General features: G+C 44.3%; 14 protein-coding genes. 12 read left to right on the plus strand and 2 right to left on the minus strand.

Going from position 1 to position 15,786, the window contains the following annotated elements:
• Positions 1-25: 25 nt before the first annotated feature.
• Positions 26-664 (minus strand): thiamine diphosphokinase, encoded by a 639-nt coding sequence (locus AC1DPK_RS23750; RefSeq protein ID WP_477511823.1) that lies wholly within the window; start codon positions 662-664, stop codon positions 26-28.
• A gap of 223 nt (positions 665-887) precedes the next feature.
• On the opposite strand from AC1DPK_RS23750, the gene AC1DPK_RS23755 reads away from it, so the two are divergent.
• Both AC1DPK_RS23755 and AC1DPK_RS23760 read left to right on the plus strand, forming a co-directional pair.
• Positions 888-1,529 (plus strand): trimeric intracellular cation channel family protein, encoded by a 642-nt coding sequence (locus tag AC1DPK_RS23755; protein WP_076265841.1) that lies wholly within the window; start codon positions 888-890, stop codon positions 1,527-1,529.
• Positions 1,526-2,023, plus strand: coding sequence for a low molecular weight protein-tyrosine-phosphatase (locus AC1DPK_RS23760; protein ID WP_477511824.1), 498 nt, complete (start codon positions 1,526-1,528; stop codon positions 2,021-2,023). Before AC1DPK_RS23755 ends, AC1DPK_RS23760 begins: the two co-directional genes overlap by 4 nt.
• Before the next feature lie 61 nt (positions 2,024-2,084).
• Here AC1DPK_RS23760 and AC1DPK_RS23765 read toward each other — a convergent pair whose 3' ends face one another.
• Positions 2,085-2,822: an alpha/beta hydrolase gene (locus AC1DPK_RS23765; RefSeq protein WP_477511825.1), complete on the minus strand. Its 738-nt coding sequence runs from the start codon at positions 2,820-2,822 to the stop codon at positions 2,085-2,087.
• A gap of 290 nt (positions 2,823-3,112) precedes the next feature.
• On the opposite strand from AC1DPK_RS23765, the gene pdhA reads away from it, so the two are divergent.
• The 10 genes from pdhA (at position 3,113) to AC1DPK_RS23815 (ending at position 15,717) form a co-directional block, all read left to right on the plus strand.
• On the plus strand, positions 3,113-4,180 hold the full coding sequence (pdhA, locus tag AC1DPK_RS23770) for a pyruvate dehydrogenase (acetyl-transferring) E1 component subunit alpha (protein ID WP_339202659.1): 1,068 nt from the start codon (positions 3,113-3,115) through the stop codon (positions 4,178-4,180).
• Between the two features lie 20 nt (positions 4,181-4,200).
• Positions 4,201-5,178 (plus strand): alpha-ketoacid dehydrogenase subunit beta, encoded by a 978-nt coding sequence (locus AC1DPK_RS23775; RefSeq protein ID WP_339202658.1) that lies wholly within the window; start codon positions 4,201-4,203, stop codon positions 5,176-5,178.
• Positions 5,179-5,192: 14 nt separating this feature from the next.
• Entirely contained in the window at positions 5,193-6,542 is a 1,350-nt protein-coding gene (locus AC1DPK_RS23780; protein WP_477511826.1) for a dihydrolipoamide acetyltransferase family protein, read from the plus strand.
• A 3-nt stretch (positions 6,543-6,545) separates the two neighbouring features.
• Entirely contained in the window at positions 6,546-7,961 is a 1,416-nt protein-coding gene (gene lpdA, locus AC1DPK_RS23785) for a dihydrolipoyl dehydrogenase (protein ID WP_076265847.1), read from the plus strand.
• Between the two features lie 112 nt (positions 7,962-8,073).
• On the plus strand, positions 8,074-8,559 hold the full coding sequence (locus AC1DPK_RS23790; protein ID WP_441882416.1) for an acyl-CoA thioesterase: 486 nt from the start codon (positions 8,074-8,076) through the stop codon (positions 8,557-8,559).
• A gap of 56 nt (positions 8,560-8,615) precedes the next feature.
• Entirely contained in the window at positions 8,616-9,572 is a 957-nt protein-coding gene (locus AC1DPK_RS23795; RefSeq protein ID WP_477511827.1) for a thymidylate synthase, read from the plus strand.
• A gap of 42 nt (positions 9,573-9,614) precedes the next feature.
• On the plus strand, positions 9,615-10,106 hold the full coding sequence (locus tag AC1DPK_RS23800) for a dihydrofolate reductase (protein ID WP_441882410.1): 492 nt from the start codon (positions 9,615-9,617) through the stop codon (positions 10,104-10,106).
• Positions 10,107-10,351: 245 nt separating this feature from the next.
• Positions 10,352-11,839, plus strand: a complete 1,488-nt coding sequence (locus AC1DPK_RS23805) for a glutamate synthase subunit beta (protein ID WP_441882407.1) — start codon at positions 10,352-10,354, stop codon at positions 11,837-11,839.
• Positions 11,840-12,096: 257 nt separating this feature from the next.
• Positions 12,097-13,257 carry a hypothetical protein gene (locus AC1DPK_RS23810; protein WP_477511828.1) on the plus strand — a complete coding sequence of 387 codons (1,161 nt, stop codon included), beginning with the start codon at positions 12,097-12,099 and terminating at the stop codon, positions 13,255-13,257.
• Between the two features lie 201 nt (positions 13,258-13,458).
• Complete coding sequence (locus AC1DPK_RS23815) at positions 13,459-15,717, plus strand: type IA DNA topoisomerase (RefSeq protein ID WP_477511829.1); 2,259 nt, start codon at positions 13,459-13,461, stop codon at positions 15,715-15,717.
• The last annotated feature ends 69 nt before the right edge of the window (positions 15,718-15,786 follow it).

The raw sequence follows: 15,786 nt of genomic DNA on the forward strand, positions 1-15,786 counted from the left end.
TCGGTTGGGTCTTTTGTTGAAATCGTTAGTCACGACTTTGGATGACCAACAATAAGCCTTTTCTTATGGTGATGGTTCCATTAGATGATACAAGGACATTGCTAATCCCGAGTGACTGACCAATCGTTAGCTCGGCGTCAGTCAGCGGATATTGAAAACCATCAAGCGTTATTCCTTCTACTTTTAACGACAACGGAAGCAAAGAAACGTTAGGATATCCTTGCTGCTCGATGTTTAATTGATCGCTAATCAAAGAAATTTTATTATGGTCATCGATGATCGTCATTTTCACCTGTTGCTGGGAAGAAAGCGCGAGCAGGTGGACATTAGCAAGTGAATGATCAAATCTAGTGCCCAGCGCTCCGAGTAAAATGATTTCAGTAGGCTGCAAGTCCAAGGCGAGACGTATGGCCATTTCCGTATCGGTGTAGTTTTTGTCGATGGGGTCACAAGCTATCGTTTGACCGCTATTTTCTCGAATTTCTAACAAATCTTCTTCTGATACGGAATCAAAGTCTCCGATCGAAATATCCGGACGTCGTCCGTTCTTAATGAGAAAGCGAGCACCGCTGTCTGCTCCAATAAGCAGATCATCGGGCTTTATATGTGCAAGTGCCCAGGCGCCAAGCTGGCCGCCCGTGCATATGACGATGCGAGGATGCATGATGAATTTTCCTTTCTTTTTGGCGAAATCTAATGTAATTCACTCCAGTATAATGCCTTTTGTTCTATAAAAACTAGAGGAGTGGAATAACTGTATGGATAAACGAATGAATTTCACGAAATTTGTCGTTGCGTATCCACATCCTCCCAGCTAAAATGATGAATGAAAGTCAAGGTGCATTGATCGGTTCATGTACGGGAAGCGAGGAGCATTTGCTGTGAGTATGGACATTTTTGGTATTTTTAGCATTATCGGAACAATTGCCTTTGCAGTCAGCGGAGCGATTGTCGCTATGGAGGAAGAATACGATATACTAGGTGTGTTCGTGCTTGGACTTGTCACAGCATTTGGCGGCGGTGTCGTGCGTAATCTGTTGATAGGTATGCCAGTTACATCGCTTTGGAATCAAGGATACCTACTCAAAATAGCTATCATTGCCATGACGATTGCTTTTCTATTGCCTGTTGACTGGATTCAGCGCTGGCGACGGAGCGAGGCATTTTTTGACGCGATTGGATTATCAGCCTTTGCTATTCAAGGAGCGCTGTATGCAACGCAAATGAAGCATCCGCTCAGTGCGGTTCTTGTTGCGGCCATGCTGACAGGGATTGGCGGCGGTATCATTCGCGATGTGCTAGCAGGCCGCAAGCCGCTTGTGCTAAAAGATGAAATTTATGCCGTATGGGCCATGCTTGCAGGTCTCGCGATTGGACTAGGTTGGATAAAATCAACCTTGGAGCTCTTGGTTTTATTCGTTATTATTATTAGCTTCCGCATGCTATCTGTCTATTTCAAGTGGAAGCTGCCAAGACGCACGTTACATATTCATACTTCTAATGAACAGCAGAAAAGAGGAATATCATGAAAGCTCGTATTTTATTTGTTTGTCTCGGAAACATATGCAGGTCCCCAATGGCTGAAGCTGTTATGCGCCATCAGGTAGAGCAAGCAAAATTGACAGATCAAATTATGGTTGATTCCGCAGGAACCGGTGACTGGCATTTGGGTCATCCGCCGCATGAGGGCACAAGGGATCAGCTGGATCAGCATCAAATTTCACATCAAGGTATGAAAGCTCGATTAGTTACGCCTGATGACTACAACACGTTTGATTATATCGTATGTATGGACACAAACAACTTACGAGATGTTCGCAAGCTGTTTTTTGGAGAAGGTAAAGCTACAGCAGAGGAATCCAAGCGATTGTTTACTTTTATGGAGCTGCTGCCTGCGAGAGGAATAGCCGATGTGCCTGATCCTTATTATGAAAACAATTTTCCGTTTGTTTATGAGTTAGTCGACAGCGGATGCAAGGAGCTTCTCAAACGGATAAAAGCAGATTTGAAATTAAATGAATAAATTCATTAAAAAAGCTGTCCAACAGTTCCGTAAGGAGCCTGCTGGACAGCTTTGCTTTTGATTATTCAACCTCAATAAAATAGGCGAGAGCTTTATCAAGCTCTTTTTGCCAGAAACCCCATTGATGCTTGCCGTCTTTTTCTTCATAGAAGACAGTAGCTTGATTGAGTTCGAGCAGCGCCTTGGCGTTGCGATTCAAAGCTACAAAATCAAATACGCCACGGTCCGTTTCATAGGCATCCTCTTGCAGGCCAACAATCATATAAATATTGAGCCAGCTTAGGTCTCCTGCTGCCGAAATGATGTTTTGGGATATGCCATAAAAAGCACCTGATAATGACATGACACGTGTAAATAGCTGCGGATAGGAGAGAGCTAAATGCAAGGAAACGGAACCGCCGAGTGAATCGCCTGCCAATAATCGATGCTCTGGTTCTTGTCTTACCGCATAACGTTCCTCAACAAACGGAATGAGCTCTTCCGCGAAAAACCAAATGTATGCCTCGTGCCGATTGCCATCTGGCGTGTATTCCTCCGTACGCTGCTTTTTGTCGACATCAACACCTACAATAATGAAGGGCTCAAGTCCCTCATCCAAAATCAATCGCGTCGCTGTAGTAGCAATTCGCCCAAAGTTGAAAAAATCTTCGCCATCCTGGCAATAGACGACCGGGTAGCTAAGCACCTCGTTATAACCTGGCGGCAAAAAGATACGTAAATTGCGGCTTTGTTCAGCCAAATATCGGCTTGGCACGGTTTCCTTTACTATTGTTCTCTTCAAATATCGCTCGTCTGTCATTTCTTTCTCTCCTATCGGTTGAATTTATTGAATGGAAAACATCTGTTGTGGGTAAACAATAGAAAGACAATCAAAGGAATCACATCTATTTCTGTCTTGTTGTATTATGCTGTTATACTAATAAATAAAGTCTGTAGCATATACAATTTCTTAAAAGAATGATGAGAATCAGCGAAAAAACAACGGTTTTTGTGTTTTTTGCTTTGACCATTTTCATTAAACAGGTTTATAATAATTCTATAACAGAGGTAAACGATTTTCAAATATTTCGATTGAGGTGAGCGATCAAAATGAGCAAATTGCCATACGAAGTTCAAACGGAACCGGTAACTCCGCTATCTGTCTTGTCACTCGACGGGGAAGTTGTTAACCCGGACTTATTGCCGGCTTTGTCTGATGATCAATTAAAAGAAGTTATGTACCGCATGGTATTTACTCGTACATGGGATGAGCGTGCTGTTAATTTAGGTCGTCAAGGAAGACTTGGCTTTTACGCTCCAGTATCAGGTCAAGAAGCATCAATGGTTGGTAGCGAATACGCGTTAAACAAAGATGATTTCATTTGCCCAGGATACCGTGATATGCCACAGCTTGTATGGCATGGTTTGCCATTGTACCAAGCTTTCCTATATTCTCGCGGACACCAACAAGGTGGTCAAATTCCTGAGGATGTACATGTTCTAATGCCGCAAATCATTATTGGCGCACAAGTATTGCACGCAACTGGCGTAGCAATGGCATTTAAGAAAAAGAATGAAAAACGTGTAGCTATCACTTATACAGGCGACGGCGGTTCGTCAGAAGGCGACTTCTACGAAGGCATGAACTTCGCAGGCGCTTATAAGCTGCCTGTCATTTATGTTGTACAAAACAACGGCTATGCTATTACTACACCTTACTCTAAGCAAACAGGCGCTTTGTCTGTTGCACATAAAGCTGTTGCTGCTGGTATCAAAGGTGTTCAAGTGGATGGTATGGACGTACTTGCTGTTATCAAAGCTGTTCAAGAAGCAGCAGAGCGCGGCCGCAATGGCGAAGGCGCTACTTTGATTGAGCTTCTAACTTACCGTTTCCGTCCGCATTCCTTGGCGGATGATACGACTAAATACCGTACAAAAGATGAAGAAGCAGAATGGGCTTTAAAAGATCCGCTTGTTCGTTTCGGTAAATATCTAGAGAAAAAAGGCTTGTGGACTGAAGAAGACACAAACCGTGTGAAAGATGAAGCAAAAGCAACTGTAACTGAGCACATCAAAAAAGCTGAAGCAGTTGAAAAAATGACTGTAGCGGGCTTGATCGATAGCATGTTCGAAACAACACCGCAATACTTGGAAGAGCAAAAGGACGATTTTCAATAGAAGAGGAGGATCTGACGATCATGGCTCAAATGAATATGTTGGAAGCAATTCGCGATGCGATGCGCGTAGAACTTAAACGTGATTCGAACGTTGTCATCTTTGGTGAGGACGTAGGTAAAGTCGGCGGAGTATTCCGTGTGACAGAAGGTTTGCAGGATGAGTTTGGTGAAGATCGCGTATTTGATACGCCTCTTGCTGAGTCAGCTCTTGCAGGTATGGCAGTTGGTATGGGGTTGCAAGGCTTCCGTCCAATCGCTGAAATTCAATTCGTAGGTTTTATTTATGAAGCGCTTGACCAAATGTTTGTCCAAGCTGCTCGTATGCGTTACCGCTCTGGCGGTCGCTACAACTCACCAATCGTATTCCGTACACCTTTTGGCGGCGGCGTTAAAGCGGCTGAGCTGCATACAGATTCCCTTGAAGGTCTTGCTATTCAAACGCCGGGTATCAAGGTTGTCATTCCTTCAAACCCGTATGATGCAAAAGGCTTGATGATTTCTGCAATTCGTGAGAATGATCCTGTATTTTTCATGGAGCACTTGAACTTGTACCGTGCGTTCAAGGCTGAAGTTCCTGAAGGTGAATATACAGTTGAGATCGGCAAAGCAAATGTTGTTCGCGAAGGCAGTGACGTAACGATCATTTCTTATGGTCTTATGGTTCACACAGCTGTCAAAGCAGCAGAAGAACTTGAAAAAACAGGCGTGAGTGTAGAAGTTATCGATCTTCGCACACTGCTTCCGCTTGATATCGATACAATCGTTGCTTCAATTAAGAAAACAAACCGTGCTATTGTCGTTCAAGAAGCACAAAAAACTTCTGGCGCAGCAGCAGAAATCATTGCTCAAATCAATGAAAAAGCTATTCTGCACTTAGAAGCTCCAGTACTACGTGTTGCTGGTCCGGATACTGTATATCCGTTTGCTCTAGTTGAGGATGCGTGGCTTCCTACGGTAGCACGTATTTCTGCAGCAGTTAACAAAGTACTGAACTTTTAAAGGAGGTTAAAGCGGTGGCTAAATTCGAATATCGTTTCCCAGAGCTCGGCGAAGGTTTGCACGAAGGCGAAATCATTAAAGTGCATATCAAAGTCGGAGACACGGTTACAGATGATGACATTATTATGGAAGTTCAAAACGATAAAGCGATCGTCGAAGTGCCTTGCCCAGTAAATGGTAAAGTACTCGAAGTTCTCGTAAAAGACGGACAAGTTTGCCACATTGGCGAGGTTGTTGCAATCATTGATGCAGAAGGCGAATTGCCAGAGCAAGCTGAACCAGCAGCAGCTGAAGCACCTAAAGCAGAAGCACCTAAAGCAGAAGCTCCTACAGCGGCGGCAGCACCAGCAGTTGAGGCGCCTAAAGCTGAAGCTCCTGCAGCACAAGCAGCAGCTGCTCCTAAAGCAACTGGCGGTCTTGTACTAGCAACACCTAGCGTTCGTAAATTTGCACGCGAGCAAGGCGTAGACCTAACACAAGTAGGCGGAACTGGCAAAAACGGACGTATCACTCGTGATGACGTAACTGGTTTTGGCGGCGCTCCTGCTGTTGCAGCTACAGATGCATCTGCTCCTTCAGCTGAACAATCAAGCAACGCAGAAGTTGCAGCTAAAGGTGCTGGCGAAGCTAAACCTGCTGCAGTATCGGCTGGAACACCGTACCGTCCGGAAGAGCGCGTACCATTCAAAGGTATTCGCAAAATCATTGCTAACGCAATGTCGAAATCGGTTTATACAGCTCCACATGTTACGATCATGGATGAAGTTGATGTAACGGAGCTAGTAGCACTTCGTGCTAAATATAAGCCTTATGCTGAGAAAAAAGGCTCCAAGCTTACGTACTTGCCGTTCATCGTGAAAGCTCTTGTGGCAGCATGCCGTGAGTTCCCGATCTTGAACGCAACGCTTGATGAGGCTAATCAAGAAATCGTTCTTCGCAAATTCTACAATATCGGTATCGCTACAGATACAGATAACGGTCTAATCGTGCCGGTTATTGAAGATGCAGATCGTAAAAACCTATTCAAAATTGCTGACTCGATCCGTGATCTAGCTGCTCGCGGCCGTGACGGTAAACTTGCTGCTAACGAGCTTAAAGGCAGTACAATCTCGATTTCCAACATTGGTTCCGCTGGCGGTATGTTCTTCACTCCAGTTATCAACTTCCCTGAAGTTGCAATTCTTGGAACAGGCAGAATTACTGAAAAAGCAATTGTTCGGGGTGGTGAAATCGTAGCTGCTCCTGTAATGGCTCTTTCACTTAGCTTCGATCACCGTCTTATCGACGGCGCTACAGCTCAAAACTTTATGAATTACATCAAAACACTTCTGGGTCAACCAGAACTGTTCATAATGGAGGTATAAGACATGGTTGTTGGTGATGCTTCCCTAGATATTGACACTCTAATTATTGGTGCGGGCCCAGGCGGTTATGTAGCAGCGATTCGTGCTGCTCAACTTGGTCAAAACGTACTCATCGTGGATAAAGAACATGTAGGCGGCGTATGCTTGAATGTGGGCTGTATTCCATCGAAAGCACTTATTTCCGCTTCACATCAATATGAATCAATCAGTCACGCTTCCGCATTCGGTATCGAAGTTGGAGAAGCTAAGGTTGACTTTACTAAAGTGCAAGAGTTCAAAAACGGCATCGTGAAAAAATTGACAGGCGGCGTTGCTTCTCTTCTGAAAGCAAACAAAGTCCAATATTTCCAAGGCGAAGTTATGTTTATTAACGAAAACGAAGCGCGTGTATTCAACGATCAAGAAGCGCCTCGCTACCGTTTCAAAAACTGCATTATCGCTACAGGATCACGTCCAATTGAACTAAAAGCTTTCCCTTTCACTGGCCGTATCGTATCTTCAACAGGCGCATTGTCCTTGCCAGAAATTCCGAAGAGCCTTGTCGTTATCGGCGGCGGCTATATCGGTATCGAGCTTGGTCAAATGTACTCCAAATTCGGCACAAAAGTTACAGTAATTGAAGGCTCCGACGCGATTTTGCCGGGCTTTGACAAAGATATGTCCAACATCGTTGCGAAGAAACTAAAAAGCACGAATGTGGATATCATTACTGGCGCACAAGCAAAAGGTGCTGAGCAAACAGATAAAGATGTTACTGTAACTTATACAGTTGGCGATAAAGAAGAGAAAGTAACTGCGGATTACCTGCTCGTAACGGTTGGACGTCGTCCAAATACGGATGGTGAGCTAGGTCTTGACCTTATTAACGTGAAGCTGTCCGATCGTGGACTAGTTGAAGTTGATGAGCAATGCCGCACTAACATTCCTCATATTTATGCGATTGGCGATATCATTGCTGGACCTGCGCTTGCGCACAAAGCAATGTACGAAGGCCGCATCGCAGCTGAAGCCATTTCGGGTCAATCTAGTGTTATTGACTACAAATGTGTACCAGCAGTTTGCTTCTCTGATCCAGAATGCGCAAGCGTTGGTTTCAGTGAGAAGGAAGCAAAAGACAAAGGTCATAATGTAAAAGTTGGCAAATTCCCGTTCGCAATCAATGGACGTGCAATGTCGCTTAATGCAAATGAAGGCTTTGTTAAACTCGTATCCGATGCAGACTCCGGTCTTGTACTTGGTGCGCAAATCATCGGTATTGAGGCTTCCAATATGATTGCTGAGCTTGCTTTGGCTATCGAAATGGGCGCAACTCTTGAGGATATCGCACTTACAATTCACGCGCATCCTACACTTGGTGAAATCGTGCTTGATGCAGCTGAGGTTGCACTTGGCCACCCGATCCACACTTTTATTAAATAAATCGCAATAATGCTATCGTTTTGCGACAACAGAGGTCACGCGGCTCTCCAGCCGGCGGGGCCTCTTTGCGCTTCAAGAGCTTTAATCCAACAAATAGGAGGCGTACACGAGCATGGAACAATCAACGAAACTGGCTAGAGAATCGCGAACAATTATGACGCAGCTGATCTTTCCTTTGGACACGAATCATTTTGATACGATGTTTGGTGGAAAGCTGATGGAGTACATGGATAAGGTTGCTGCGATCTCAGCCATGAGACATGCACGTATGCAAGCTGTAACCGCATCAACGGACAGTCTTGATTTTTTGGCGCCGATTCGGGTCGGAGAAGTTATTGAGGTTGAAGCCTTTGTTTCGTGGACACATCGTAGCTCGATGGAAGTGTTCGTGTCCGTTCAATCCGAAAATTTGTTCAGTGGGGAGCGCAAAACGACAGTTACTGCTTTTTTCACTTTTGTTGCAATTGATGATCATGGCAAACCTGCTATTGTTCCAACTGTCGTCCCAGAGACAGAAGAGGAGATAAAGCTGCATCTTTCCGCTCCTGAGAGGCATGCGCTGCGAAAGAAACGAAAGCAGGACAGAAATCCTGGTTGATGATATAATTAATTGTTATTTTTCTGATTTTTTTCATGATAGGGAGCAATGTCCAAATGAGCAAAAGCGAACAAACCTACCTGAATTTGTTGAAATATGTTTTAGAACATGGAACAAAAAAAGAAGATCGAACGGGGACTGGAACGATTTCTACCTTTGGCTATCAAATGCGTTTTGATCTTAGCGAAGGTTTTCCGATGCTTACAACTAAACGTGTGCCATTCAAATTAATTGCCAGTGAGTTGATTTGGTTTATTCAAGGAGATACGAACATTCGTTATCTGCTGCAGCATAATAATAATATTTGGAATGAATGGGCGTTCAAAAGATGGGTGGAGAGCGCATTCTACACGGGCCCTGACATGACGAACTTTGGTCTTCGGTCGCAAACGGATGCTGAATTCTCTAAAGTATATGAAGAGCAAATGGATCTCTTTAAGCAGCACATCTTAACGGATGACCAGTTTGCCGCTGAATTCGGCGAGCTCGGCAACGTGTATGGCAAGCAGTGGAGAGAGTGGAAGACGACGCAAGGGGATGCGATTGATCAGCTTAAGGATGTCATTGCGACGATTAAGAAAAACCCGGATTCGAGAAGACTGATCGTCTCCGCTTGGAATCCAGAAGACGTTCCCAGCATGGCACTGCCTCCTTGCCATACGATGTTCCAATTCTATGTAACAAACGGCAAGCTTTCATGCCAGCTTTATCAGCGAAGCGCTGACATTTTCCTAGGCATACCATTTAACATCGCAAGTTATGCCTTATTGACCCACATGATTGCACACGAATGCGGGCTTGAAGTGGGAGAATTCATCCATACGCTTGGAGATGCCCACATTTACACGAATCATTTGGAGCAAATCAAGCTTCAGCTCAGCAGAGAGTCTAGACCGCTCCCTCAGTTAAAATTAAACACAGACAAACAATCAATCTTCGACTTTGCAGTTGAGGATCTATCCATTGCGGATTATAACCCTCATCCAACGATTAAAGCGCCGGTAGCTGTGTAAATTCATATTCATTTTTAAAAATGAAGAAAGGAGTTAACCATTATGAATATTACTTTGATTGCCGCTATGGATCGCAATAGAACTATAGGAATTGGAAACAAGCTGCCATGGCGTTTGCCAGCAGAAATGGCTTTTTTCAAGAAGATGACGATTGGTAAAACGGTACTCATGGGCCGTAAGACGTTTGAATCCCTGCCTAAGCCATTGGTTGATCGTAAAAATGTCGTATTGACACGTCAAACGGATTTCCACCCTGAGGGATGTGAAATCGTACATTCGATTAAAGAAGCGCTAGAATTATATACAGCTGAAGAGCTTGTTGTGATAGGCGGTGCTGATATTTACGAGCAGTTTCTGCCCTTCGCTAATCAAATATTGCTTACAAAAGTGGAAGCAGATATTGAAGGCGGAGATGCATTTTTTCCTGCATTCTCTGATTTGCAGTGGAAGCTTGTGGAAAGCGAGAGCAGAGATCGTGATGAAAAAAACAAGTATGCTTTCACGTTTCAAACGTTTATTCGGTCGGAAGTGTAGCTTTTTAAGGTAAAACCGAACGTTTGACGAACGATATGTCAGAAAGTGCAAATGATTGTACGCATAATCCATTACCTTCATAAGTACTTGAATGCTAGGATGTTGTAAAATAGTAAACGAGTGCTTTAGACAAAATATTCGTTTTCGCAGAAAGTTCGTTATTGAATATTTTAAGAATTCCCGATATAGTTTTAAAGAGAATCTAAGCAGTGTTAACGGGAAATATGGATGGAGGAAATGCGATCATGTCTACACCTACTGGTTTTATGGAATTTCAGCGCGAATTGCCGGCCGATCGCGACCCGCTAGAGCGTATCAAAGACTGGCAAGAGTTTCATAAGCATTTTTCGGATGAGCAGTTAAAAACACAAGGCGCTCGCTGCATGGACTGTGGTACACCATATTGCCACACAGGCATTGAACTGGCAGGTTCGGTTTCAGGTTGCCCAGTTAACAATCTCATTCCAGAATGGAATAATTTGATTTATCGCGGATTATGGCGTGAAGCGCTAGACCGTCTGCATAAAACGAATAATTTCCCTGAATTCACAGGCCGCGTTTGTCCAGCACCGTGTGAGGGATCTTGTACGGTTGGTTTAATAGGTGATGCTGTAACGATCAAAACAATCGAACAAGCAATCATTGATCGCGGGTTTGAAGAGGGCTGGGTTGTTCCACAACCGCCAAAAGTCCGCACAGGCAAACGGATTGCCGTAGTAGGCTCTGGCCCTGCTGGAATGGCAACTGCTGCACAACTGAATAAAGCAGGACATACCGTAACCGTATATGAGCGCGCAGATCGCATCGGCGGCTTGCTAACCTATGGTATTCCTACAATGAAGCTTGAGAAACATGTTGTTCAGCGCCGTGTTGACATTATGGCAGCAGAAGGCGTTGAGTTTGTAACGAATACAGAAATCGGCAAAGATATTACAGCTTCTGAGCTCGTTAATAGCTTTGACGCAGTCGTTCTTTGCGGAGGCTCGACAAGAGCTCGCGACGTTGAAATGGAAGGCCGCGATTTGAACGGTGTTCACATGGCAATGGATTACTTGAATGGCACAATTAAGAGCTATTTGGATTCGAATCTTGAAGATGGAAACTATATTTCCGCGAAAGACAAGGACGTTATCGTTATTGGCGGCGGAGATACTGGATCGGACTGCGTGGCTACAGCACTGCGTCACGGTTGTAAATCGGTTACGCAATTCGGCACACATGCGAAAGCGCCGCTAGTGCGAGACAACGATAAAAATCCATGGCCGCAATTCCCGAATGTGTACACGCTGGATTATGCACATGAGGAAGCAAAAGCACTATTTGGTGAAGATCCTCGAGCGTTTTCTGTACTAACGAAGAAATTTGTTGGCGATGGCAATGGAAACCTTAAAGAGCTTCATACTGTTCAAATTGAACGTACGGTTGATGAGACTGGACGTAAAATATATAGTGAAATTCCAGGAACAGAAAAAGTATGGCCTGCAGATCTTGTATTTATTGCAGTAGGTTTTGAAGGTCCTGAAACGACGCTGATTGAGCAGCTTGGTCTTGCACAAGACCGTCGTACAAACGTAAAAGCGACTTATGGCAAATACAACACTAATGTGGATAAAGTATTTGCTGCGGGCGACATGCGCCGTGGTCAAAGCTTAGTGGTTTGGGCGATTAATGAAGGTCGCGAGGCCGCTCGTGAAGTGGATAAATATTTAATGGGATCATCGATGCTTCCTTAAATATTGGACGTGATATAATAAATTTGATGGATGAGAAGCGCCTTAGGGCGCTTTTCTTGCTGAGTATGGGGTCAATACTGTCCCGCATGATAAAGGCTGTGATTGTGAATATCAATTTACGGTTAACGAGAAGGAACAAATAACAGTATTTATACTGCATCCGCGCACATTCAAGAAGAAATTCAAAAACTAAGCTCACTGTCCTAAGGAAACTTGTGGTAAAATCGGTTTGAGATGACGCGAAGGGGCGATTCGTCATGGCAGCCGATGAAGCATATGTTTTGTCACCAACAGACGTTCGAAATATTCGAAGTTATGTACAACACAAATACGCTGCGCTGCCTGGGGAAAAACGAGCAGAAATTGTAGCGGATGCGGTCAAACGCATAATACATAAGCAATTACCGAATTTCGAGACCAGCGTTAAACGCTCCGTCACAGAAATGCTCATTAGAACAGCTGTTTTGGAGCGGCAAAGACCGGTTAGAGCGGAAGATATTTTTCAAGCCTGCTTAGAGCTAGATCGAACCTCGGCAGAAATATATGATCCGTTCCATGATTGGCTGGAAGAGCAGCTGCTCATAAGCTGCAAGAAGCCTCTCATGCAGCGTGTAATGGACGAACTCGTATTAAACGGGGAGCAATCGGGTGTAGCTTCAAATGAGGCTGAGAATGGCCTTCTGACGCAGCTGAGAGGATTACTTATTACTGAAGGTGCTGAATCGCGTAATATGACACAAGCTTCAACTCAAGCAGAGGTCATTTCATTACCTGCAACGAAATGGAGCAATACGTTAGCACGTAGGATTAGTACGAGAACTTATATATACAGCACATTAAGTATTCTATTAATTGCAGCTACTTTATTGTATGGCTGGTCTTTAAATTTACCGTCTGACAACAAGCTGCAGCCACCCGTTGTTATGAACCAAGTTCAACCTATTGTTGTTCCTGTAGACGGGCTGCCTATCGAGCTTCGTTATCAAGAAATTGATCAAGCGCGGTTGATCTCATTTTTAAAGACGAAATCATCCATACTAGCTGAAGAGCCTTATTTTGGAGCAATTATAACGGCAGCGCAAGCCTTCGATATTCATCCGGTCGTCTTATTCGCTATAACTGGACAAGAGCAAGGGTTTGTACCGAAAACGAATAAGCAGCATAAAAAGATTGCCAACAATCCTTTTAATGTTTTTCATAGCTGGCAGGATTTTAACACCAATATTAAGCAATCGGCAGAAATTGCGGCGCGAACCGTATTTAACTTAAGCAAGGATAGGCCGGCAGAAGTAGATCCTTTTACATGGATTAATCGAAAGTATGCGGAAGACCCGAAGTGGTCGGATGGTGTTCGTTCGATTTTTGCCAAAATCATTGCCTATATGGAGAAGCCGGCTATTAACACAGACCTTCCGTGAACCCAATTGGGACAACTCTCCCACTTGGGTTTGCTTTTTTTATGGAGAAATTTCAAACTTGATATGGGGAAAAACATTTCTTTTTTGCGCGGAAATCTGTAAAATGTTCTAGTGGCTGTACAGTGCGAAACGTTTATTGCTAATTGTGGAGAGCGATAGGCGTTAGACTTTCGAAAAGCTTAATGAAGGAGCGATAATCTTTTGAAGACACTAATCATTGCGGAAAAACCTGATATGGGACGAAATATAGCAGCCGCAATCGATCCTAAAGCAAAAAATCACCGTTCCTACATAGAAGGCGAGCATTATATTATTACGTGGGCGATCGGTCATTTAATCGGTCTTGCAGAGCCTGATGCCTATGATGATCGTTACAAAAAGTGGAATATAAATGATCTTCCCATTATACCGACACAGTTCAAGCTCGTACCGAACAAAAAAACAATCGATCAGCTTAAGGTTATCGGCGATCTGGCAAAACGCAGCAATCTGCTTGTCAACTCTTGTGATGCCGGGCGAGAAGGGCAATATATTTTTTCCCTCATCCAGCGCCATCTTAAGTTAAATCAACCCGTTAAACGGCTGTGGATTTCAGACCTTACCCCGGAGACGATTCGAAAAGGTTTCGAGGAATTGAAAGAGGGCGCCGAATATGAGAATTTGACCCGCGCGGCAACAGCAAGAAGCGAGGCGGATTGGCTAATCGGAATGAACGGTTCACGTGCTTTTACAACGAAGCATAATGTGCTGCTATCGGTTGGCAGAGTTCAGACGCCAGTGCTCGCCCTTATATATGATCGGCAGAAGCAAATTGAAGCGTTCTCCTCTTTGAAATTTTTTGAACTGGAAGGACATTTCACACAGGATGAAATGACGTACCGCGGCATGTGGCAGGCCGAGAGAATGACAGATCAAGCAAAAGTTGAGGCCGTTGCGGCAAAGGTTAAAGGCAAGGCGGGACGAATTGCGTCTTATGAAGTTAAGGATACGAAAGAGTATCCGTTTAAGCTATACGATCTTACTCTTTTGCAGCGGGAAGCCAATGGCAAATATGCTTTTTCTGCGAAAAAAACGTTGGATACAGCACAGGCGTTGTACGAGAAGCATAAAGTTATTTCTTATCCGAGAACAAACTCAAATTACGTGACAGAGCAGAACATTCCTGAAATGCACAAAACGTTGAATGCACTTCAAGGTACCGCCTATGATGATCTCGTCAAAGGGGCTAATCGGAGCCTTGTGCATAAGGGGAATAAATTTATTTGCAACCCAACTAAGGTTGAGGATCACCATGCCATTTTGCCAACGAATCGTAAAGCAAATGGACTCAGCCCTGATGAGCAAAAGCTGTATGATTTGATCGTGCGAAGGTTTTTGTCGCAATTTTATCCAGCTGCTGAATATAAGGTTCACACCGTCTTGACTGAGGTAGAGAACGAAATGTTCAAAACGACAGTTAAGGAGCTTCTTAGCTTAGGATGGAAGGTCATCTATGCTGACCAGAAGAAGGAGAAAGCAAAACCTTCAGCCAAAAGCAAGGATAAGGAAGAAGCAGAGGACGAAGAAATTGAAGTAAATGAGCCTTTCTCCATATCAGCAGATGCAGGGATTATCTGTTCGGATGCCATTGTGAAAGAGAAGGACACACAGCCTCCCAAGCATTACACGGAGGGTACACTGCTTAAAGCAATGGAGAGCGCAGGCAAACAAATTGAGGACGAGGATGTCCGAGATGCAATGAAAGATTCAGGATTAGGTACACCAGCTACGCGTGCAGCTACGATTGAGCGGCTGAAAAACGTTGGTTATGTGGAAATGCAGGGCAAAAAAATACAAGTTACACAAAAAGGTCGAACAGCTATTGAGCTGATTCGTGGTGCTGGTATTGATTTGCTTACCTCTCCTGAGATGACGGGGTTGTGGGAGCGACGATTGAACGAGATATCCAGAGGAACTGCTTCGGATGGACAATTCATGGAAAATGTAAAAAAATTCGCGACGATGATCGTGGACAAGGTTCGCGTTCAATCACGAGCCGCCAAAACATCATTTGAGAGTGAAGCTCCTGCTTCCGGCAAAGGCTCTGGCGGAAAGTCAGGTACAGCGACTCGCACCCGTACAGCCACAACTAAAACGGCTGGAGCGGCAAAAAAAGCGGCATCGGCTGCGTCTAGTGTATCAGGCAGCCCGACTGTCATTGCCACTTGCCCAAGGCCAGGCTGCGGCGGTTCCATCTTTATGGGGCGCAAAGGCTATGGCTGTTCTCACTACAAGGAAGGCTGTAAATTCGTTATATGGAAAGAAAGCTTTGGCAGGAATTTGACGGATACTCAGGTGAAAGCTTTAGTCGAGAAGGGGAAGACGACTAAGCTGAAGCTTGAGCTTCCGGATGGAACGCCTGGAGAAGGAAAAATAGTGCTTAGAAATGTGGGTACCGGAGAACTGGCAATCGAACAGTAGAGGCCATTTTTCTCACATAGCAAAAACCCGAATTCGTCAGAAGCATCAAGGACGAATTCGGGTTTATTT

Source organism: Paenibacillus sp. 01T424 (assembly GCF_056398745.1).

Excerpts from the sequence above, each read along its gene's own strand:
- AC1DPK_RS23805 (WP_441882407.1), top strand. The coding sequence starts at position 10,352 with ATGTCTACACCTACTGGTTTTATGGAATTTCAGCGCGAATTGCCGGCC.
- AC1DPK_RS23760 (WP_477511824.1), top strand. The coding sequence starts at position 1,526 with ATGAAAGCTCGTATTTTATTTGTTTGTCTCGGAAACATATGCAGGTCC.
- AC1DPK_RS23810 (WP_477511828.1), top strand. The coding sequence starts at position 12,097 with ATGGCAGCCGATGAAGCATATGTTTTGTCACCAACAGACGTTCGAAAT.
- AC1DPK_RS23755 (WP_076265841.1), top strand. The coding sequence starts at position 888 with ATGGACATTTTTGGTATTTTTAGCATTATCGGAACAATTGCCTTTGCA.
- AC1DPK_RS23775 (WP_339202658.1), top strand. The coding sequence starts at position 4,201 with ATGGCTCAAATGAATATGTTGGAAGCAATTCGCGATGCGATGCGCGTA.
- AC1DPK_RS23795 (WP_477511827.1), top strand. The coding sequence starts at position 8,616 with ATGAGCAAAAGCGAACAAACCTACCTGAATTTGTTGAAATATGTTTTA.
- AC1DPK_RS23800 (WP_441882410.1), top strand. The coding sequence starts at position 9,615 with ATGAATATTACTTTGATTGCCGCTATGGATCGCAATAGAACTATAGGA.
- AC1DPK_RS23790 (WP_441882416.1), top strand. The coding sequence starts at position 8,074 with ATGGAACAATCAACGAAACTGGCTAGAGAATCGCGAACAATTATGACG.
- pdhA (WP_339202659.1), top strand. The coding sequence starts at position 3,113 with ATGAGCAAATTGCCATACGAAGTTCAAACGGAACCGGTAACTCCGCTA.
- AC1DPK_RS23765 (WP_477511825.1), bottom strand. The coding sequence starts at position 2,822 with ATGACAGACGAGCGATATTTGAAGAGAACAATAGTAAAGGAAACCGTG.
- AC1DPK_RS23750 (WP_477511823.1), bottom strand. The coding sequence starts at position 664 with ATGCATCCTCGCATCGTCATATGCACGGGCGGCCAGCTTGGCGCCTGG.
- lpdA (WP_076265847.1), top strand. The coding sequence starts at position 6,546 with ATGGTTGTTGGTGATGCTTCCCTAGATATTGACACTCTAATTATTGGT.